Raw genomic sequence first — 20,371 nt, forward strand, 5'->3', positions numbered from 1 at the left:
GGATGGCATTCTGGCCGATCCGGCGCCGGCGGTCACGGGGCGGCCGCCACACCGCAGCGCTGCAGCCCGTCCAGCACCGCGTCGGCGGTGAGGGCCCGGCGCTCGGGCGTGGCCAGGGCGCGCTCCTCGTCGCGGTTGATGATGACCCCGGCCTCCAGCAGTACCGCCGGCACCGTGGCCGTCTTGAGCACCACCAGGTTGTCGTAGAAATACACCCCGTTGGCCTCGTCGGCCCAGGGCCGGGCGACGCCCTCCGACGACACCCCATGGTGGGTGGCCACCGGCAGCCCGGCCCGGCGCAGGGCCGCGCCGATGGCGCTGGCGCAGGCCAAGCTCTCGTCCAGCCGGGGGTTGAGGCGCGACACGAACAGGGAGAAGCCGGCAAAACCCTCGGCGTGGCGCAGGGGCCGCCCCTGCCAGACCCAGGGCTGAAGGTACACCTCCTTCACCGAGTCGTGGTGCACCGACAGGAAGAAGCCCGCCCCCGCCGCCTCGGCCTCCCGCGGGCGGGCACGCAGGTCGGCCATCTCGCCCCGGTGGCCGATCAGGCGCACCGGCGTGCCGGCCGTGGTCAGCCGGGCCGCGATCACCCCCGCCAGGGCGTGGTTGTATTCAAACTCGGTGATGCCGTAGGCGCTGGTGGCGCCGGGCTTGTCCAGGTAGTGGCCGACGTCGACGGCCACCGGCACGCCGGCGATGGCCGGTGTAGCCATCAGGGCCAGGGCCAGCCACGCCGCCCTGCGCCACGCACCTGCCGGTAGCGGCAGCCCAGCCGCAGGTTTCAAGATGCCGTCCATGGGCGCTCTCCCGGTGTGCGGATCAGTCCCCGGCTGCAGAGGCTTCCACCTGTTTCAGGGTGTAGCCCCGCCGGGTGAGCTCTGCCAACAGCCCCGCCGGGCCGCCAAAGTGCCCGGCGCCCACCGCCACAAAGGGCCGCCCGCCGCCCTCCAGCCGGCGCAGCAGGGTATCCGCCATCTCCCGGTTTCGCCGGTCGAGCATCTCTTCGAAAAGGGGGGCCATGGCGGCGCTGGACATCTCCTCCCGCAGCAGCACATCCAGGGCCGCCACATCGCCGTACCGCCAGGCGTCGAGCATGCGCTGGAAGTAGACCCGGGCCTCGCCCGACTCGATCAGCTCGATCACCTCGGTCAGGCTGGCCACCTGGGCAGCATCACCGCCCCCGGCCATGGCCTCGATCTGCCGCTCCACGGTTTCCAGGGCCCACAAGGGCTTGCCCTGGGTCCGAGCCTGGCGCGCCAGCCACAGATCCACCCCCTGATCGGTGCGAAAGCCCACCATTTCCGCCACCCGTATGGTCAGCAGGGTGCTCGCCATCCAGGGCTGCAGGCGCTGCACCATCTCGGGCGGCAGGCCCATGCGGGTGGAGGCCAGCACCAGGCGTGGCCGCAGGGCCGCCGGAAGCTGGGTATCGAGCTGCATCCCGACCGGCAGCATCGCCGCCTCACCGAGGCGCCGCATCACCGCCGGGTCTTCCAGGTCCAGCTCCAGGGCCAGGCTGTCGGCCTGGGCCAGCGCGCCCCGCACCGGCGCCGGCAGCGGAAAGCAGGCCACATCGCAGACGTGGATGGTGCCGTAGAGCCAGGCCCTCAGCCCGCCCGCGCCGTCCCGGAGCTCCCACAGAAACAGCGGACTGGCGGCGCCCGCCAGCCCCGCCCACAGCATCAGCCACACCACCACCAGGGCCCGCCAGGCCCCGCTCATCCTCATGCTCACAGGGCAAGCCCTCCCGCTACAATGCGCGTCCAATCGAAAGGCGCATCATGCCCCAAACCTCCCCGCTTCCGCCCGCCATCCTGCTCATGGGGCCCACCGCCAGCGGCAAGACCGCCAGCGCCCTGGCCCTCGCCCGCAGCCTGCCGGTGGAGATCATCAGCGTCGATTCGGCCCTGGTGTACCGGGACATGGACATCGGCACGGCCAAGCCCAGCCGCGACGAGCAGGCCGCCTGCCCCCACCACCTCATCGACATCCTCAGCCCCGAAGAGGCCTACTCCGCCGCCCGCTTCTGCGAGGACGCCCGGCGCCTGATGGGCGAGATCAGCGCCCGGGGGCGCGTGCCCCTGCTGGTGGGGGGCACCATGCTGTATTACAAGGCCCTGCGCGAAGGCCTCTCCGACCTGCCCGAGGCCGACCCGGTCCTGCGCCGGGAGATCGAGGATGCCGCCGCCCGGGACGGCTGGCCGGCCCAGCACGCCGAACTCGCCCGCCTCGACCCGGACGCCGCCGCCCGCCTGGAGCCCAACGACGCCCAGCGCATCCAGCGCGCCCTCGAGATCGTGCGCCTCACCGACCAGCCCCTGGCCGCCAGCTACGCCCGCCGCGAGAGCGCCGCCGACACCCACCGGCTCATCCCCCTGGCCCTCACCCCCGGCGACCGGGCCGTGCTCCACGCCCGCATCGAAAGGCGCTTCGACGCCATGCTGCTGGCCGGTTTTGTGGACGAGGTGGAGCGCCTGCGCCGCCACTACCAGCTCGACGCCAGCCTGCCCTCGATGCGCTGCGTCGGCTACCGCCAGGCCCTCGAATACCTGGAAGGCCACTGCAGCCTCGCCACCTTCCGCGACAAGGGCATCTTCGCCACCCGCCAGCTGGCCAAGCGCCAGATCACCTGGCAACGCAACTTCCGCGACAACTGGGGAGACCTGGTGGAGCTGGACTGCCTCGCCCCCGACCTGGAAACCCGGGTGGCCGGGGAAGTGATGGCCAGGCTGGGCTGAGCAGACAGGTCAGCATCTCCCGCAGGGGCGACTTGTAGGGGCGACTTCAGTCGCCCGCGGACTTCGATGCGCGGCAGGCCGGTGATCGGCGCACGATGGGCGACTGAAGTCGCCCCTACAGCCCTTCCAGCCCACCTATGCCATCCGCAAACCATGTTACGATCCGGCGCAATCGATAACAATTCTCAATACTCGAAATGCGTCATCTCCCGGCCCTGGCCCTTGTCGCCCTGCTGCACGCCCTCCCCGCCCTCTCTGCCCCCGCCACACCACCGCTCAGCGCCGAGCAGCTGGCCCGGCTGCCCTTCCTCAACGGGGTCACCCTCTCCCCCGACGGCAAGCACATCGCCGGCCTCATGAACCTGCCCGACGGCACGGTGCTGGTCACCCAGGGCACCGACGGCGGCGCCATCCGCAACCTGCTCTTCTCCGACAACAAGACCGTGGCGCTGGGCTGGGCGCGCTGGGTATCCAATGACCGGCTCATCGCCAGCGTCCACTACCGCAAGCAGAAGAGCGGCACCCAGACCCGCCTCGTGGCCATTGACCGGGACGGCGGCGAGCGGCAGGACCTGAGCGAGCTGGACGACGCCGGCCTGCGCGCCGGCCAGCAGATCCAGGACGAGGTGATCGACCTCCTGCCCGGCGATGGCCGCCACATCCTGCTCGCGCTGGAAGCCCCCACCGCCCGCAGCCCCGCCGTTTACAAGCTGGATATCGAGTCCGGCAGCCGTCGCATGGTCGAGCCGCCCCAGCGCCGGGTCGGCCGCTGGATGACCGACGCCCAGCACCGGGTCCGTCTGGGCATCCGCCAGCAGGGCGAGCGGATCGACATCATCACCCGCGACCCGGACGGCCACGCCTGGCGCACCCTGTGGTCCTACCCCCTGTTCTCCGCCGAGAGCGTCATCCCCCTGGGGTTCGACAAAGACCCATACACGCTCTTCATCATGGCCCTCCACGAAGGCCGCGACGCCGTCTTCAGTGTCAATCTGCGCGACCCGGCCCTGCCCCGGGTACTGCGGCTGGCTCACCCCGAACAGGACCTGGACGGCCGCCTGGTCCGCTCGCCGCTGACCGGCGAGGCCCTCGGGCTGATGGGTGACGCGGACGAGGACGGCCAGACCAGCCGCTTCTGGGACCCAGAGCTCGCCGCCCTGGCCGGTGAAATCGACAAGGCCCTGCCCGGCCGCTTCAACCGGCTGCTTGAACTGAGCCGGGACGAAACCCGCTACCTCGTGCGCTCCAGCGGCAACGGCCTGCCCGGGCAGTACTACATCGGCGACCGCGAGAACGGCCGCCTGGCCCTGCTGGCCGAGCAATACCCCCATATTCCAAAGGCGCAGCTGGTGGGCAAGCAGGCCGCCCGCATCACCGCCCGGGACGGCCTGCCGCTGCGCGCCTGGCTCACCCGCCCCAAGGCTGCCGGCACGGCCCCCGGGCCCCTGGTACTCATGCCCCACGGCGGGCCCCATACCCGCGACAACAACGACTTCGACCCCATGACCGAATTCCTCGCCAGCCGGGGCTACACGGTGCTGCAGGTCAACTTCCGGGGCTCATCGGGCTACGGCCACAGCTTCGAGATGGCCGGCCTGCAGCGCTGGGGCCTGGAGATGCAGGACGACCTCACCGACGCGGTGCAGTGGGCCATCCAGCAGGGCATCGCCGACCCCGGGCGGGTGTGCATCGTCGGCGGCAGCTACGGGGGCTATGCCGCCCTGATGGGCACCATCCGCACCCCCGACACCTACCGCTGCGCCGCCAGCATCAACGGCGTCACCGACCTGGAGGCGCTCATCCACCACCTGCGCAGCCGTGGCGGGCGCAGCCTGGCCCGCCTGCAGTTCGGCAGCTTCTGGAGCGACAGCGCCCGCCTGCGCGCCACCTCGCCGGTGTTCCACACCCAGGCCATCAAGACGCCCCTCCTCCTCATCCAGGGCGACGCCGACCAGACCGTGCCGGTGGAGCAGGCCCGCAGCATGGCCGAGGCCCTCACCCGCTCCGGTCGGCGCCACGAGTACATCGAGATCAAGGGCGCCGGCCACAGCCTCGGCAACCCCACCCACCGGCGCCAGTACCTCGAGGCGCTCGACGGGTTTCTGGGGCGGCACCTGGGGGACGAGGGGAAGAAAGCGGCCGAGTGAATTCGACCTCCGCCCGCCGGATCAGGCGCTGACGGCAACGCTCCCGCGCTGGCGGCCTTCGTCACCGCTGTAGGCGCGCATCAGGTCCATCAGGCGCTGGGCCAGGGCGGCATCCGTGGTGGTGGTGGTGTCGGACGAGGATGTGCTGGCCGTAGTGCTGCCGCTGCTGCTCGCACTGGCACTCTTCCGCTCATAGGCCATCGCCTCCGACGCGCTCACCTTGCCGTCGCCGTTGGTATCAGCGGCTTCAAAGTTGTCCGCCACCTTGGAGATCAGCTCGGAGCGCTTGCTGTCGGTCGAGCCGATCTCTTCCAGCTGGCTGCTCAACTCATCCTTGGTGAAGCCCGCGTCATCCCCCCCCTGGGGCGGCGGCGGAGGCGGCATGGCGCCGGCCATGCGGCTGCCGAAGGCCTGGCTGTCGAGGGCGTCGGCCAGCTTCTGCATGCTGCTGGAGAACTCGCTCTCCGTCACCTTGCCATCGCTATCCCCGTCCAGTGCCTTGAACAGGGCCGCGCTGTCGCTCTCGGTGCTGGTGGACGAGGTCGTGCTGATCTGGCTCAGGGCCGATTGCAGGTCGCTGGCCTCGATGTAACCCTGGCCCTTGGTATCCAGCTTCGAAAAGAGATTGCTCGCCATGCGGCTCGGGTCATGGCGTGACATGCCCGCCATGGAAGCCATGCTGTTACTGCCGATACTGCTGACCATGATGCGATCCTTCGCAGAACTGACCGGAAAACCGCCGGTCGATCCGGGCCGGAAGGCGGACTTGCCCCCGGCCCCCTCATGTAGCAATTTAGCGGCCGAAAAGCGGCGATCTTGCCGTTAACAGGCGTTAAGACGGGTAAAGTCCAGTTAAGGGGATTCGCCCAAAAACCCCTTTCCGACGCAGCCAGCGGGCATCGACCACTATCCGCGGCCCCTTTCCGGAAAAATCTGCCGGCGGCAGCAGACGGCTCATGCCGCGGCGCACACGGGGCCGCGCCCCCACCGCCGGGCAGCGGCGGCAGGAAATGCCGCCTCAGACCAGCCCGCCGTGCCGGCCGTGGGCCGCTTCGAAGGGTTCCGGGTAGGGATAGAGCATGTTGAAGGCCTCGCTGCGCCCTTCCGACTGCACCAGGCGCACATGCTCCCGGCGGAACTCCCGGGCATGCTGCAGGCCGCAGGCGTGGGCGATCATGTCGATCTCCCGGTTGAGGTTGCGGGCGTAGTTGGCCACCCGCAGGTATTTCTCTTCCACCACCAGGCCGCGCTGCAGCTTGACATTGTGGGTGGTGATGCCGGTCGGGCAGGTGTTCTGGTGGCAGCGCATGGCCTGCACGCAGCCCAGCGAGAACATGAAACCCCGCGCCGTATTCACAAAATCCGCCCCACAGGCCAGGGCCCAGGCGACCCGCGCCGAAGTCACCAGCTTGCCGGCGGCGATCACCCGGATGCGCTCCCGCAAGCCAAACTCGATCAGCGTATCCACCACCCGCGGCAGCGCCTCGTCGATGGACAGGGCCATGTGATCGGCCAGGGCCTGGGGCGCCGCGCCGGAGCCGCCCTCGCCCCCATCCACGGTGATGAAGTCGGGGGCCGAATCGAGCCCCCGGCGCAGGATCGCCTCGCACAGCTCATGCAGAAAACGCCGCCCGCCGATGGCCGTCTTGATGCCCACCGGCTTGCCCGTCACGCTGCGCACCCGCACGACCATGTCGAGCAGCTCGTTGACGTTGGCGATGTCCCGGTGGCGGTTCGGGCTGATGGAATCGACCCCCACCGGAATCCCGCGGATCGCCGCGATCTCCGGCGTCACCTTGCTGGCCGGCAAGACGCCGCCCTTGCCCGGTTTGGCCCCCTGGGACAGCTTGATCTCGAAGGCCTTCACCGCCCCATGGGCCGCCAGCTCGCGCAGGCGCGCGTCCGACAGCTGCCCCTGGGCGTCGCGCACGCCGTATTTGGCGGTGCCGATCTGCAGCATGATGTCGGCGCCCCCCTCCAGGTGGGCCGGCGCCAGCCCACCCTCGCCGGTGCTCATCCAGCAGCCGGCCTCGGCCGCCCCCCTCGACAGGGCCAGCACCGCCGGGCCCGACAGGGCGCCGTAGCTCATGCCGCTGATGTTGATGATGGAGCGGGCCACGAAGGGCTGCGCCGCGTAGCCGTCGCCAATGGCCAGGGGTGGCGTGGGGGCCTGGTCCTCCTCCAGCACCGGAAAGCCGGCGTTCACAAAGATCAGCGCCCCCGGGTGATGCAGGTCGTAGGTGGAGCCAAAGCCCACCACCCCGCCCTCGTTCTTGGCCAGCCGGTACACCCAGCCCCGGGTGGCCCGGTTGAAGGGCATCTCCTCCCGGTCATTGAGGAAGAAGTACTGCCGGAAATACTCGCCCATCTGCTCGAAAAAGTAGCGCAGATGGCCGATCAGCGGGTAATTGCGCAGAATGGCGTGCTTCTTCTGGGTGATGTCCTGGATATACCAGTAGATCGTACCCCCCACCAGCACCACCACGATCAGCACCCCCAGGCTGACCTCCAGCACGCCCATCATCGTGGTCATGACGCTTTCCCCCCGGTGTTAGAATTCAAGGCCGGTAACATCTTAGGTGACTCCCGATGGAATTTGCAGAACAGCTTCGCGTTGAAGTCCAGCGCTCCGTGGCCGCCTCCCTGGCCGAAGACATCGGCACCGGCGACCTCACCGCCCGCCTCGTGCCCGCCAGCCGCAACGCCCGTGGCCGCGTCATCACCCGCGAAGACGCCGTGCTGTGCGGCACCGCCTGGTTCGACGCCGCCTTTGCCGCGCTGGAGCCCGACGCCTCCGTGATCTGGCACGCCCGTGACGGCGAACGCATCAAGCCCGGCCAGCTGCTCTGTGAGGTGGACGCCTCCGCCCGCGCCCTGCTCACCGCCGAGCGCACCGCCCTCAACTTCGTGCAGCTGCTCTCCGGCACCGCCACCCTCACCGCCACCTTCGTGCAGGCCGTGGCCGGCACCAAGGCCAAGATCGTCGACACCCGCAAGACCCTCCCCGGCCTGCGCCTGGCGCAAAAATACGCGGTCAAGGTCGGCGGCGGCACCAACCACCGCATTGGCCTCTACGACGGCATCCTGATCAAGGAAAACCACATCATTGCCGCCGGCAGCATCAAGGCCGTGATCGAGCAGGCCAAGTCCTTCGCCCCCTCCAACGTGTTCATCGAAGTCGAAGTCGAGAACCTCGAGCAGCTCGAGGAAGCCCTGGCCGCCGGCGCCAAGATGATCCTCCTCGACAACATGGACCTCGCCCAGATGCGCGACGCCGTGGCCATCAACAAGGGCCGCGCCGAGCTCGAAGCCTCCGGCGGCGTCAATCTGGAACGGGTGCGCGCCATCGCCGAAACCGGTGTCGACCGCATCTCCATCGGCAGCCTCACCAAGGACGTCCGCGCCATCGACCTGTCCCTGCGCCACGTCGAGGAATAAACCCGGCGCCACGCCCCACCGACCATGCACATCGACTTCGACGGCCCCACCTCCACCGCCAACGCCCACACCCTCCGGCAGGTGCTCGAAGCCCTGCTCGAACGCATCCAGGCCCGCGACGAAGACCTCGACCTGGCGGCCCTGTCGCGCATCCTCGTGGTTGACGACCTGGCCGCCACCGAGCAAAGGTTCGGCGTCACCCCGGCGGGTGCCGATCACCTGTCGCGCATCGTCTCCGACGAAGGCGGGCTGGCCCTGCTCTTCGACGGCAGCAAGCTGTGGCAGATCCTCTCCGGCGATGGCGCCGAGATCGCCCGCCTGATCCACCACCTGCACAAGGAATGCTGGCGCCTGCACGACTCCCGGGCCCCGGTGCCCGACGGCAATGACGCGCCCCTGGCCCGTGCCCTGGCCCCCATCGTCGCCGCCATGTGGCAGGAATACCGCATCAACCGGCGCAGCGCCTGGTCGGTGCCGGCCGACTCCGACCTGCTCCTCAACCACCTGGCCGCCCTCATCCAGGCCCTGCCCGAGGGCATGCAGGAAGAGATCACCCTGTATTACGCCGCCCAGGATCTGGACGACCTCTTTGCCAAGAGCCTCGGCCGCATCGCCCACCTGATGCAGGCCGTCGCCCACGTGCAGGGCTACCTGGACGGCCTCGGCCAGCCCCTCAAGGCCGTCAGCGCCGAAATGCACGAGCTCGTCGCCGGCTCCTTCCTGTCGCCCATCTGGCTCACCACCGCCCAGCACCTGACCGCCGGCCATGCCATCGGCCCGGGCGAGCTCGCCGACATCCCCCTGCGCCGTGACGTGCAGGCCGCCTTTGCCACCTTCGGCCTGCAGATCCGCGAAAGCGAGGACGGCAGCGACGTGTGGCTCGACGTCCAGAGCCCCGAGCGCCCTGACACCCTGCACTGAAACCCCCGCCGCGCCCCCGCCCAGCGGGTGGCAAGGCGGTTTTTTTGCGCGCCGAAAAATGCCATTTGCATTAACATCCACCCCCTACCTATTCCATTGGGGTCAAAAATGCAGACACGGCAACGCGGCTTCACCCTGGTCGAAATCGCAGTCGTCCTGGTCATCATCGGGCTGCTCCTCGGCGGCGTGCTGAAAGGCCAGGAGCTCATCAACAGCGCCAAGGTGAAGAGCGTGGTCAGCGACTTCCGCGCCACCTCCACCTACGTCTTCAGCTACCAGGACCGCTTCCGCGCCATGCCCGGTGACGACCCGGGCGTCGCCAACCGCCTCACCGGCGCCATCCGGGCCAGCACCGGCGGCAGCGTGGGCAACGGGCGCATCGAGGGCGCCTGGAACTCCACCACCCCCACCGACGAATCCGTGCTGTTCTGGCAGCACGTGCGCCTCGCCAACTTCGCCACCGGCGATGGCCGCAGCCCGATCACCGAGGGCGTCACCCTCCAGGACTGGCTCCCCCGCAACGCGGTCGGCGGCCGCATCGGCGTCACCGGCACCCCGCCCATCACTGCCTGGGCCGGCACCTTCTTCATCTGTCAGGACAATCTCGCCGGCAACTTCGCCCGCCAGATCGACATCGCCATGGACGACGGCCTCCCCGCCAGCGGCTCCGTCCGCCTCCTCCCCGGCGGCGCCGCCAACGGCGCGGCCATCAACCAGGCAGAGCTGGTGGATGGCGGCATCTATACGGTGTGTGCGGCATTCTGAAACGTCCCTGACGCGGCAGGGACCGTAGGGGCGACTTCAGTCGCCCGCGGGCGCCAAGCAACGGCAAGCCTGTGATTGACGCACGGATGGGCGACTGAAGTCGCCGCTACAAGTCGCCGCTACAGGCCTTTGAACAGTCGGGTTTCGGCGGAGGCGAGCTGGGTGGGGGTGCCGAGGAGGACGAGGACGTCGTCGAGTTCCAGGCGGGTTTCGGGAGTGGGGTCGACGACACGGATGCGCTGGCGGCGGACGGCGCTGACTTCGACGCCGGTCTCGCGCAGGCGCAGCTCTTCAAGGCTGTAGCCGATGGCATGGGCGCCGGCGGCCATCACGACGGAGTGCAGGCGGGCCTGCTGGCGCTCTTCGAGCGCCTCCTCGTGCAGATGCTCACCACCCCGGTACAGGCCCCGCAGCAGGTGATAGCGCTCGGCCCGCACCTCGCGGATGCGCTTGAGGATGCGTGGCATGGGCACCCCCAGCAGGGCCAGGGCGTGGGAGGCGAGCATCAGGGACGACTCCACCGCCTCGGGCACCACCTCGGCGGCGCCGGCCTGGCGCAGCTTGTCCAGGTCCACCTCGTCGGCGGTGCGCACCACCACCGGCACATCCGGCCGGCAGGCGCGGATCTGGCTCATGGCACGCAGGGCAGCGTCGGTATCGGCGTAGGTCACCACCACCACCGACGCCCGGTTGATACCCGCGGCAATCAGCGTCTCGCGCTTGGCGGCGTCGCCAAACACCACCGTCTCACCGGCCGCCGCGGCCTCGCGCACCCGCTCCGGATCCAGATCCAGGGCGATGTAGGTGATGCCCTCCTGCTCCAGCATCCGGCCCAGGTACTGGCCGTTGCGGCCAAAACCGCACAGGATCGCGTGCTTGTCTACAAACATGGACTGGGTGGCGATGTTGGTGAGTTGCAGGGAGCGCGTCATCCACTCGGACGGCACCAGCCGCAGCACCAGCTTTTCGCTGTACTGCACGACCAGCGGCGCCATCAGCATGGACAGCACCAGGGCCGCCACCACCACCTGCGACAGGGCCGGCGGCAGCAGGCTGGCCGCATCGATCTGGCTCAGCAGCACAAAACCGAATTCACCCCCTGCACACAGCCACAGGCCGGTACGCGCCGCCGTGCCCTGGGGGCTGCCCATCAGGCGCGACGCGGCCCCCACCAGCAAAAACTTGCCCAGCAGCAGCGCCGCCAGCATGGCCAACACGGCGGGCAGGCTGAGGATGATCTGCCCCACATCCAGGAACATCCCCACCGTCACAAAGAACAGGCCCAGCAGCACGTCACGGAAAGGCTTGATGTCCTCCTCCACGTGGTAGCGGTACTCGGTCTCGGAGATCAGCATGCCGGCCAGGAAGGCCCCCAGGGCCATGGACAGGCCGGCGATCTCGGTCAGCCAGGCCAGGCCCAGGGTGATGAAGAGCACGTTGAGCATGAAGAACTCGGCCGAGCGCTGGCGCGCCACCTGGAAGAACCAGCGACGCATCAGCTTCTGCCCCAGAAAGAGCACCAGCCCCAGCATCACCACCGCCTTCACGGTGGCCAGGCCGAGGGTGGTGAGCATCTCGTCGGCGGGCTTGGACAGGGCCGGGATGAGGATCAGCAGGGGCACCACCGCCAGATCCTGGAACAGCAGCACGCCGATGGTCTCGCGGCCGTGCTTGGAATCCAGCTCCAGGCGGTCGGACAGCAGCTTGGAGAGGATGGCCGTGGACGACATGGCCAGGGTGCCGCCCAGGGCAAAGCTCGCCCCCCAGCTCAAGCCCGCCAGCCCCCCCACCAGGGTGACCACCAGCACGCAACCCAGCACCTGCATCGCCCCCAGCCCGAACACGATGCGCTTCATGCTGTAGAGCCGCGGCAGCGAAAACTCCAGCCCGATGGTGAACATCAGGAAGACCACACCGAACTCCGCCAGGTAGCGGGCGCCGCCCGTGTCGGGCATGAGATTCATCGCATGGGGGCCAACCGCCGCCCCGACCATCAGATAACCCAGGACCGGCGGAAGATTGAGGGAGCGGAAGATCCCCACCACCAGCACGGCACCGGCGAGGAGAACGAGAACGAGCTCGAAGGTATGCATAGGCAGCGGGCCCGCCGGACGGGCCGAATAGTCGTTCTGATATACTCCGGTGCCCGATTATACCCACGTCGCCCATGAGCTCAGCCCCGATTGCCGCTGCCCATGCCCGCGTCCTCGCCCTCGCCCGCCGCGTCCTGGCCATCGAGGCCGAAGCCGTGCAGGCGCTCGCCGACCAGCTCGATGAAACCTTCACCCGGGCCGTCGACCTGATCCTCGCGTCGCGGGGCCGCGTCCTCGTCTCCGGCATCGGCAAGACCGGCCACATCGGGCGCAAGTTTGCCGCCACCCTGGCCAGCACCGGCACCCCGGCCTACTTCGTGCACGCCGCCGAAGCCGCCCATGGCGACCTCGGCATGATCACCGCCGACGACGTGCTGGTGGCCATCTCGTACTCGGGCAGCAGCGAAGAGCTCCTCAAGATCGTGCCCCTGGTCAAACGCCAGGGCGCCCGGCTCATCGCCCTCACCGGCAACCCCGACTCGCCCCTGGCGCGGGAGGCCGACGTGCACCTCAACGGCGCCGTCAAGGAAGAGGCCTGCCCCCTCAAGCTCGCCCCCACCGCCAGCACCACCGCCGCCCTGGCCCTCACCGACGCCCTGGCCGTGGCCCTGCTCGACGCCCGCGGCTTCGGCCCCGACGACTTCGCCCGCTCCCACCCCGGCGGTGCCCTGGGCCGGCGCCTGCTCACCCATGTGGCCGACGTGATGCGCAGCGGCGCCGCCATCCCCCGGGTCGGCGAAGACGCCCTGCTGGGCGACGCCCTCATGGAAATGACCCGCGCCGGCATGGGCATGACCGCCATCGTCGGCAGCGACGACCGCATCATCGGCATCTACACCGACGGCGACCTGCGCCGCTCCCTGGCCAGCGGCTGCAACTTCTCCACCGCCCGGGTGGCCGACGTGATGAAGCGCGGCCCCCGCACCATCCAGGCCGGCGCCCTGGCCGTCGAAGCCGCCGAGATGATGGAGCGCCTGCGCATCAGCCAGCTGCTGGTGGCCGACGCCGAGGGCCGCCTGGTGGGCGCCCTCAACCACCACGACCTGATGCTCGCCAAGGTCATCTGACCACAGCCCATGAACAGCCGCGGCCACAGCCTCTTCCCCATCATCGTGCTTCTCCTGCTGGCCGGTGTCAGCGTGTGGCTCGACCGGGTGACCCAGCAGGAAGAAACCGTCAGGGCCGACAAATCCCAGCACGAGCCCGACTTCACCGCCGACAAGCTCACCCTGCGGCGCTTCGACCTCACCGGCAAGACCCAGTACATCCTGGTAGCCGACCGCATGGTGCACTTCGGTGACGACGAGAGCACCGAACTCACCCGCCCGCGCCTCGACTACCTCAACCGGCCCGAGCCCGTGCGCATGGAGTCCGACTTTGCCACCGTCAGCAAGGACGGCGAGACCGTCGTGCTCAACGACAACGTCTACCTGCGCCGTGCCGCCCAGCCCGGCAAGCCCGAATCCACCCTCCGCACCGAACGCATGACCGTCTGGCCGGACGACGAAAAGATGCGCAGCGACGCCCCCGTCACCCTCACCCAGGGCAAGACGGTGGTCACCGCCGACCGCATGGAAAGCGACAACATCGTCGGCAACATCCGCCTGCAGGGCCAGGTGCGCGGCACCCTTTACCGAAATACCCCGACGCCGAAACCATGAAAACAGCACGCCGGCAGTTCACCCTCCTCGCCCTCCTCGCTCTGGCCGTTCCCTTTGCCCACGCCGAAAGGGCCGACCGCAGCAAGCCGGTCAACATCGCCGCCGACCGCGTGACCGTCGACGACAAGAACAAGATCCACATCTTTGAAGGCAAGGTCGTCCTCACCCAGGGCACCCTCACCATCCGCAGCGACAAGCTCGTCGTCAGCCAGGACGTCGAAGGCTATCAGCGCGGCGTCGCCACCGGCGGCGAAGGCGGGCTGGCCCACTTCCGCCAGAAGCGCGAAGGCAAGAACGAATGGGTCGAGGGCGAAGGCGAGCGCATCGAGCACGACGCCCGCAGCGAACTCTCCCAGTTCTTCCAGCGCGCCAAGGTCCGCAGCGGCGCCGACGAAGTGCGCGGCCAGTACATCCAGTTCAACGGCCTGACCGAAACCTACGTGGTCACCAACGGCCCCAACGCCACCACCGTACCCAGCCAGCAAGGGCGTGTACAGGTCACCATCCAGCCCAAGAAAAAGGACGGCGACGGCGCCAACTGACCCCCCGGGCGGCCCGAGAACCGCATCAGGCCTTGATCTCCGCCAGATGCCCCCCTCGCCGCCCAATGCACAAAAAAACCTTTAGTTTTCAAGCAGGTTACGAAACCCAAAGTTTCTTGTGCGGCGCAGCAAAAAAATGTTGACAGCACTCTTTGTGTGCATATAATGGACTACATGTTGCAGCGCACCAAACAGGGGCATTGCAAACCCAGACAGTTATTTGTCCATTCACTCAAGGAGATTGTCATGACCACCACCCCCGAGCAAATCGTCGCTGCCAACAAGGCCAACGTTGAAACCCTGCTGACCCTGGCCAACACCGCCTTCGCCAGCGCCGAGCGCATCGCCGCCCTGAACCTGAACACCGCCCGCGCCGTTCTGGAAGACAGCGTTGCCTCCACCAAGGCCCTGCTGGGCGCCAAGGACGTGCAAGAGCTGCTGGCCCTGCAAACCTCCCTGGCCCAGCCCCTGGTCGAGAAGGCTGTTGCCTACTCCCGCAGCATCTACGAAATCGCCTCCCAGACCCAGGAAGAAGTGTCCAAGCTGGTTGAAGCCCAAGTGGCCGAAGCCAACAAGTCCTTCGCCGCCGCTCTGGACAAGGCTGCCAAGTCCGCTCCCGCCGGCTCCGACGTCGCCGTGGCCGCTGTCAAGTCCGCCATCGCCGCCGCCAACTCCGCCTACGACAGCGTGACCAAGGCCGCCAAGCAAGTCGCCGAAATCGCCGAAGCCAACGTTGCCGCCGCCACCAGCGCCACCGTCAAGGCCGTCAGCACCACCGCTCCCGCCAAGTCCTCCAAGAAGGCCGCCTAATCAGGCAAGCCCTCACGGAAAGGTGACGCCCCGGCGTCACCCGACTGGCCGGTAAAAAAACCCGCCCTGCGCAAGCACGGCGGGTTTTTTGTTTCTCCAGTGACCCAGCCAATACGCAGGGGCGACTTCAGTCGCCCGCGGACGGCAGATCAACGGCATGTCCGTGATCGACGCGTGCTGGGCGACTGAAGTCGCCCCTACCGGGCCTGCGGCTCACGCGTGACAGACCGATCAGCGGCACAGCGCGCCCAGCACATGTGCAAGTCTTTTGACGGCAGCATCCAGTTCATGCGGGGCGTGAGCGGCGAATCCCATCAGGAAGCCTGCCTTGTGATTGCTCGACATATATAGCCCCGTCAGTCCCAGCAGATCGATTCCGGCCCGGTGTGCCGACGCCACGGCCTCGCGTTCGGGAATATCCCGGATGAACAAGCAGGGCATCTGCATGCCCCCGGCGGGAACCCGCGCTTCCACGAAGTCGGCCAGGTGCTGGCGCACCAGCCGCGCCAGCACGTCACGCCGCTCGGCATAGACAGCGCGCATGGTGCGCACATGGGCGCCGAAGTGGCCACCATCGATGAAGCGCGCCAGCGTGAGCTGCGGAATCGGCGCGCTGTGCCCATCCAGCAGGGTGCGGGCCACCGTCATCGGGGCCACCAGCGGCGGCGGCAGCACCATGTAACCGATGCGCAGGCCGGGAAACAGCGACTTGGTGAAGGTGCCGATGTAGATCGTGCGCTCATGAGGATCTAGCCCCTGCACGCAGGCCGTGGGTTTGCTGGCGTAGTGGAACTCGCTGTCGTAGTCGTCTTCGATGATCCAGCCCTGGCGCAGCCTGGCCCATTCAATGATGGCCAGGCGCCGGTCCAGCGCCAGTTTCGCCCCGGTAGGGAACTGGTGCGATGGCGTCAGGAACACCGCTCCGGGTGCTTCGCCGGGCGCGTCACTGGCCTCCAGCAAACGATCTACCCGCAGGCCGTCCTCATCCAGCGGCACGGGCACGCATTCCAGCCCGGCGGCATCGAACGCCTTGCGAGCACCGTGGTACACCGGGTCTTCGATAAAGATCCGGTCCCCCGCGTCGAGCAAGACCGTGGCGCACAGGGTCAAGGCCTGCTGGGAACTGGTCAGCACCAGCACACGATCAGGTGTCGCGCGCGCCCCACGTTCGAGATTCACGTAGTCGGCGATCGCGCGCCGCAGCGGCTCCATCCCCTGGGGCGGGCTGTGCAGCAGCGCCAGGGTGCCGTATTCCTTCAACACCTGCCGCTCCAGTCGCTCCCAGGTCTGAAGCGGAAAACTGCGCGTCTCGGGCACACCTGGCGCGAACGGCCGTGGCGCCAGGAAGTCGCGTACGCCGCCGCCGTTGAACATGGCGCGGCCGCGCTGACTGAGGCGCGGTGTTGCCTTGCCATCCACACTCATTCCCCGTGGCTTGCCGCGCCCCGGCAGGCGCTGGACCCGCTCCGACACGAAAGTGCCACTGCCTACACGCCGTTCGATGAAGCCCTCCGCGTGCAACTGGCTGTAGGCCGACTCGACCGTATCGCGGGAAACCCCGAGCGACTTCGCCAAGGCACGTGACGCGGGCAATGGCCTGCCCACCTCCAGCGCACCGTCGAGAATCAACTGGCGAATGGCCCGCTGCACCCGCACGTGCAGAGGCAAGGCGCCATGCGCCGGGTCGCCGATCCAGGCTTTGACGGACTCAAGTTGAGCGTGCTTGAACAATTGGCCGGCACCTCAATCAGAAAGTGGCAGGGAACATCCGTCCATTCTAAATCTATAAATACACCTCGCACCCCGTTCATCCTCTGTATCAGGAGTCACCCTCAGGCCATGTCATCCATCCGCTCACATTCATCCGTTCGCTGGAACGATCTCACCCACCCCGTCGTGGCGGGCCTGATCTCGGTCATCGTCAACTACGGCGGCACATTCATCCTGGTATTCCAGGCTGCCAAGATTGCGGGCCTGAGCCCGGAGCTGACGGCTTCCTGGGTATGGTCGATCTCCATCGGCGTGGGTGTGACGGGGATCATCCTGAGCTGGATGTCCCGCGAGCCGATCATCACCGCCTGGTCCACGCCTGCGGCGGCGTTCCTGGTCACCGCGCTGGCGACCACACCCTATGCCGAAGCCGTGGGGGCCTACCTGATCTCGGCAGCGGCTTTTGTGGTGCTGGGGCTGTCGGGTTGGTTCGAGCGCGTGATCCGTCTGATCCCGCCGGGCGTAGCCGCCGGGCTGCTGGCCGGCATCCTGCTGCAGTTCGGCATCAAGGCTTTTGGCGGCATGAACATCGACCCGCTGCTGGCCGGCGTGCTGGTCCTCGCCTACGTGGTGTTCAAGCGCTTCTCCGCACGCTATGCGGTGGTGGGCATCCTGGTGCTGGGGCTGGCCTTCCTGCTGGTCCAGGATCGCGTCGATCTGTCGGGGCTGCAATTGCAGCTGGCCACGCCAGTCTTCACCATGCCCGCCTTTTCGCTCAACGCTTTGTTGAGCGTGGCGCTGCCCCTGTTCCTGATCACCCTGACCGGCCAGTACATGCCCGGCATGCTGGTACTGCGCAATGACGGCTTCAAGACCAGCGCCAACCCCATCGTCACGGTGACGGGACTTGGCTCGCTGCTCATGGCACCGTTCGGCTCCCATGCCTTCAACGTCGCCGCCATCACGGCCGCCATCGCCACGGGCCGCGAGGCCCACGAAGATCCGTCCAAGCGCTGGATCGCGGGCATCGCCGCCGGCGTGTGCTACGTCCTCGTCGGCGTGTTCGGCGTGACACTGGCGGCCGTCTTCATGGCCTTCCCCACCACCTTCATCACCACACTGGCGGGACTCGCCTTGCTGGGCACCATCGGCGGCAGCCTGGCCACCGCCCTGGCCGACGTCCGGACGCGTGAAGCCGCGTTGATCACCTTCCTGGCGGCCGCCGCCAACATCAACCTGCTGGGCATCGGCGGTGCCTTCTGGGGGCTGGTGATCGGGCTGCTCGCCCATGGGATCCTCAATGGCAGCCTGCCACAGAAGGCGAGCGCACCCGCCATGGCCCCCACGCCTATCAACAGCGGGGTGAACTGATGCCCGCGCCATTCGACACCCAGACTGGCCACGCACAGCACGGCCGCTACCCCGAGGCCAGGACGGTCGAGGATTTTCAGCGCAACCTGACGGCGGTGCAGGCGCGGATCGAGGCCGCCTGCCGCCGGGCAGAACGCGACCCGGCAACGGTGCGCCTGCTGCCGGTGAGCAAGACCAAGCCCGAAGCCAGCCTGCGCCTGGCACACGCGGCAGGCTGCCGGATGCTGGGCGAGAACAAGCCGCAGGAGGCACACCGAAAATGGGAGGCCATGCAGGATCTGACCGATCTGCAATGGTCGGTCATCGGCCACCTGCAAACCAACAAGGCCAGGCTGGTGGCGCGCTTTGCCGCCGAATTCCAGGCACTCGACAGCCTGCGCGTGGCCGAGGCGCTGGATCGTCATCTGCAAGCCGAAGGGCGTTCGCTGGATGTATTCGTGCAGGTCAATACGTCCAACGAAGCCAGCAAGTACGGGCTGCTGCCCGAGGGCGTGCCGGCCTTCATCCAGGCGTTGCCGGCGTTCTCGGCGCTGCGCGTGCGCGGCTTGATGACCCTGGCGCTGTTTTCCAGCAACGCCGAGAGAGTGCGCCAGTGCTTCGAGCGGCTGCGCAGCCTGCGCGACCGGCTACGCCAAAGCGCACCGGCAGGCATCGCACTGGATGAACTGTCGATGGGCATGTCCGGCGATTTCGAGATCGCCATCGAAGAAGGCGCCACCGTGGTGCGCGTCGGCCAAGCCATTTTTGGTGCCCGCCCTTTGCCAGACAGCCACTACTGGCCCGGCGAACCCAACACAGAGGAGTCGCAACCGTGAAAGCCGCCATCTGGACGCCGAAGACCTCGGCCCTCTGGAACCCCTACTAAGGTCACGCGCTTATGCCCTGCGCCATCTCAAGAACAGGATTTTCCCCATGCAAGCTACACGCTCTCATCTGATGCGGGCCTATGCCCGTCAACCTGTGTCCTTCGTACGCGGGAGCGGTGCGCGGCTTTGGGACGCAAACGGCGTGGAGTACCTCGATGCCATCGCCGGTATCGCCGTCACCAGCCTGGGGCACGCTCACCCGGAGATTGCCGCCGTCATCGCGGAACAGGCCGGAATGCTGCTGCACACGTCCAACGTCTTTCGTATTGACTGGCAGGAACGGCTGGGCGAGCGCCTGTGTGCGCTGACGGGCATGCAAAGGGCCTTTTTCTGCAACTCGGGGGCCGAGGCCAACGAAACCGCGCTCAAGCTGGCCAGGCTGCACGGCCATCGCAAACAGATCGCGGCCCCCAAGATCCTGGTGATGGAAAACGGCTTTCATGGGCGCACCATCGCCACCCTCTCGGCCAGCGGCAACCCTGCAAAACAGTCCGGCTTCGCGCCAATGCTGCCAGGCTTCCTGCGTGTTCCCTACGACGACATCGACGCAGTTCGCCTGGCGGCCGATCAATCGGCAGACATCGTGGCGGTGCTGATCGAACCCGTACAGGGCGAAGGTGGCATACGGGTTGCCAGTGCCGACTACCTGCGCAAACTGCGAGCACTCTGCGACCAGCACGACTGGCTGCTGATACTCGATGAGATCCAGGCCGGCTTGGGGCGTACCGGAGCCTGGTTCGGCCACCAGCACGGGGGCATCACGCCCGATGTGATGACACAGGCAAAAGCCCTCGGCAATGGTTTTCCCATTGGCGCCTGCCTGGCGCGGGGCGCAGCGGCGGATCTGTTCTCACCCGGGCAACACGGCTCAACCTTTGGCGGCAACCCGCTCGCCTGCCGGGTGGCCTGCACGGTGCTCGACATCATGGCGCGCGACAAGCTGCACGAACGCGCAGCGCTGCTGGGCGCGAGGCTGCTATCAGGACTACACAAGGCACTGGACGACCACCCGAACGTCATTGCCATTCGTGGCCAGGGCCTCATGGCCGGCATCGAGCTGGACAGGAGCTGCAAGGAGCTGGTGGGACGGGCACTGGAAGAACAGCGCCTGCTCATCACGGTGACCCGGGATACCGTCATCCGGCTGCTGCCGCCACTGGTTTGCGACGAGTTGCAGATCGACGACATCGTGGTGCGTCTTGCCCGCCTGCTATCAGCGACCTGACCCGAGCGGTGCGCCATCGCTTGGATCTGGATGTGCCCGAACAGGATCACGCCCTCAAACCCAAACCTCCCAAACCTCCCAAAC

Annotated in this window: 18 protein-coding genes; 12 read left to right on the forward strand and 6 right to left on the reverse strand. The window is 67.8% G+C overall.

Features of this window, described 5'->3' with window-relative positions; genetic code table 11:
* Positions 1-32: 32 nt before the first annotated feature.
* Together L6Q67_RS21230 and L6Q67_RS21235 are read right to left on the reverse strand one after the other, a co-directional pair.
* The gene (locus L6Q67_RS21230; RefSeq protein ID WP_296574528.1) at positions 33-797 is read right to left on the reverse strand and encodes an N-acetylmuramoyl-L-alanine amidase; all 765 of its coding nucleotides are present in this window, start codon (positions 795-797) and stop codon (positions 33-35) included.
* Positions 798-819: 22 nt separating this feature from the next.
* The gene (locus tag L6Q67_RS21235; RefSeq protein ID WP_296574535.1) at positions 820-1,722 is read right to left on the reverse strand and encodes a TraB/GumN family protein; all 903 of its coding nucleotides are present in this window, start codon (positions 1,720-1,722) and stop codon (positions 820-822) included.
* A 59-nt stretch (positions 1,723-1,781) separates the two neighbouring features.
* On the opposite strand from L6Q67_RS21235, the gene miaA reads away from it, so the two are divergent.
* Together miaA and L6Q67_RS21245 are read left to right on the forward strand one after the other, a co-directional pair.
* Positions 1,782-2,738: a tRNA (adenosine(37)-N6)-dimethylallyltransferase MiaA gene (gene miaA / locus L6Q67_RS21240; protein WP_296574538.1), complete on the forward strand. Its 957-nt coding sequence runs from the start codon at positions 1,782-1,784 to the stop codon at positions 2,736-2,738.
* Positions 2,739-2,935: 197 nt separating this feature from the next.
* Positions 2,936-4,885 carry a S9 family peptidase gene (locus tag L6Q67_RS21245; protein WP_296574541.1) on the forward strand — a complete coding sequence of 650 codons (1,950 nt, stop codon included), beginning with the start codon at positions 2,936-2,938 and terminating at the stop codon, positions 4,883-4,885.
* Positions 4,886-4,906: 21 nt separating this feature from the next.
* On the opposite strand, the gene L6Q67_RS21250 is transcribed toward L6Q67_RS21245, so the two are convergent.
* Positions 4,907-5,590 (reverse strand): EF-hand domain-containing protein, encoded by a 684-nt coding sequence (locus L6Q67_RS21250; protein WP_296574544.1) that lies wholly within the window; start codon positions 5,588-5,590, stop codon positions 4,907-4,909.
* Positions 5,591-5,903: 313 nt separating this feature from the next.
* Positions 5,904-7,418 carry an FMN-binding glutamate synthase family protein gene (locus tag L6Q67_RS21255; RefSeq protein WP_296574547.1) on the reverse strand — a complete coding sequence of 505 codons (1,515 nt, stop codon included), beginning with the start codon at positions 7,416-7,418 and terminating at the stop codon, positions 5,904-5,906.
* A 56-nt stretch (positions 7,419-7,474) separates the two neighbouring features.
* Between L6Q67_RS21255 and nadC the strand changes: the two genes are divergently transcribed.
* From nadC to L6Q67_RS21270, 3 genes are all read left to right on the forward strand, one after another.
* Positions 7,475-8,323 carry a carboxylating nicotinate-nucleotide diphosphorylase gene (gene nadC / locus L6Q67_RS21260; protein WP_296574549.1) on the forward strand — a complete coding sequence of 283 codons (849 nt, stop codon included), beginning with the start codon at positions 7,475-7,477 and terminating at the stop codon, positions 8,321-8,323.
* Between the two features lie 24 nt (positions 8,324-8,347).
* Positions 8,348-9,244, forward strand: a complete 897-nt coding sequence (locus L6Q67_RS21265; protein ID WP_296574552.1) for a hypothetical protein — start codon at positions 8,348-8,350, stop codon at positions 9,242-9,244.
* Positions 9,245-9,352: 108 nt separating this feature from the next.
* On the forward strand, positions 9,353-10,009 hold the full coding sequence (locus tag L6Q67_RS21270) for a prepilin-type N-terminal cleavage/methylation domain-containing protein (protein WP_296574555.1): 657 nt from the start codon (positions 9,353-9,355) through the stop codon (positions 10,007-10,009).
* Positions 10,010-10,128: 119 nt separating this feature from the next.
* Here L6Q67_RS21270 and L6Q67_RS21275 read toward each other — a convergent pair whose 3' ends face one another.
* Positions 10,129-12,102: a monovalent cation:proton antiporter-2 (CPA2) family protein gene (locus tag L6Q67_RS21275; protein ID WP_296574558.1), complete on the reverse strand. Its 1,974-nt coding sequence runs from the start codon at positions 12,100-12,102 to the stop codon at positions 10,129-10,131.
* A gap of 74 nt (positions 12,103-12,176) precedes the next feature.
* Here L6Q67_RS21275 and L6Q67_RS21280 point away from each other — a divergent pair, with 74 nt between their 5' ends.
* The 4 genes from L6Q67_RS21280 to phaP all read left to right on the forward strand — a co-directional run bounded on the left by L6Q67_RS21280 (position 12,177) and on the right by phaP (position 15,115).
* Positions 12,177-13,169 (forward strand): KpsF/GutQ family sugar-phosphate isomerase, encoded by a 993-nt coding sequence (locus L6Q67_RS21280; RefSeq protein ID WP_296574561.1) that lies wholly within the window; start codon positions 12,177-12,179, stop codon positions 13,167-13,169.
* Between the two features lie 9 nt (positions 13,170-13,178).
* Positions 13,179-13,763 carry an LPS export ABC transporter periplasmic protein LptC gene (lptC, locus tag L6Q67_RS21285; RefSeq protein WP_296574564.1) on the forward strand — a complete coding sequence of 195 codons (585 nt, stop codon included), beginning with the start codon at positions 13,179-13,181 and terminating at the stop codon, positions 13,761-13,763.
* Positions 13,760-14,305, forward strand: coding sequence for a lipopolysaccharide transport periplasmic protein LptA (lptA, locus tag L6Q67_RS21290; protein WP_296574567.1), 546 nt, complete (start codon positions 13,760-13,762; stop codon positions 14,303-14,305). Before lptC ends, lptA begins: the two co-directional genes overlap by 4 nt.
* 246 nt (positions 14,306-14,551) lie before the next feature.
* Complete coding sequence (gene phaP, locus L6Q67_RS21295) at positions 14,552-15,115, forward strand: phasin family protein (protein ID WP_296574570.1); 564 nt, start codon at positions 14,552-14,554, stop codon at positions 15,113-15,115.
* A gap of 231 nt (positions 15,116-15,346) precedes the next feature.
* Here phaP and L6Q67_RS21300 read toward each other — a convergent pair whose 3' ends face one another.
* Positions 15,347-16,846 (reverse strand): PLP-dependent aminotransferase family protein, encoded by a 1,500-nt coding sequence (locus tag L6Q67_RS21300; RefSeq protein WP_296574572.1) that lies wholly within the window; start codon positions 16,844-16,846, stop codon positions 15,347-15,349.
* Positions 16,847-16,954: 108 nt separating this feature from the next.
* Here L6Q67_RS21300 and L6Q67_RS21305 point away from each other — a divergent pair, with 108 nt between their 5' ends.
* From L6Q67_RS21305 to L6Q67_RS21315, 3 genes are all read left to right on the forward strand, one after another.
* On the forward strand, positions 16,955-18,196 hold the full coding sequence (locus L6Q67_RS21305) for a benzoate/H(+) symporter BenE family transporter (RefSeq protein WP_296574575.1): 1,242 nt from the start codon (positions 16,955-16,957) through the stop codon (positions 18,194-18,196).
* On the forward strand, positions 18,196-19,011 hold the full coding sequence (locus tag L6Q67_RS21310) for a YggS family pyridoxal phosphate-dependent enzyme (protein WP_296574578.1): 816 nt from the start codon (positions 18,196-18,198) through the stop codon (positions 19,009-19,011). Before L6Q67_RS21305 ends, L6Q67_RS21310 begins: the two co-directional genes overlap by 1 nt.
* A 97-nt stretch (positions 19,012-19,108) precedes the next feature.
* On the forward strand, positions 19,109-20,287 hold the full coding sequence (locus tag L6Q67_RS21315) for an aspartate aminotransferase family protein (RefSeq protein ID WP_296574581.1): 1,179 nt from the start codon (positions 19,109-19,111) through the stop codon (positions 20,285-20,287).
* Positions 20,288-20,371: the final 84 nt, after the last annotated feature.

This window comes from Zoogloea sp., from assembly GCF_023150065.1.
Taxonomy (GTDB): domain Bacteria; phylum Pseudomonadota; class Gammaproteobacteria; order Burkholderiales; family Rhodocyclaceae; genus Zoogloea.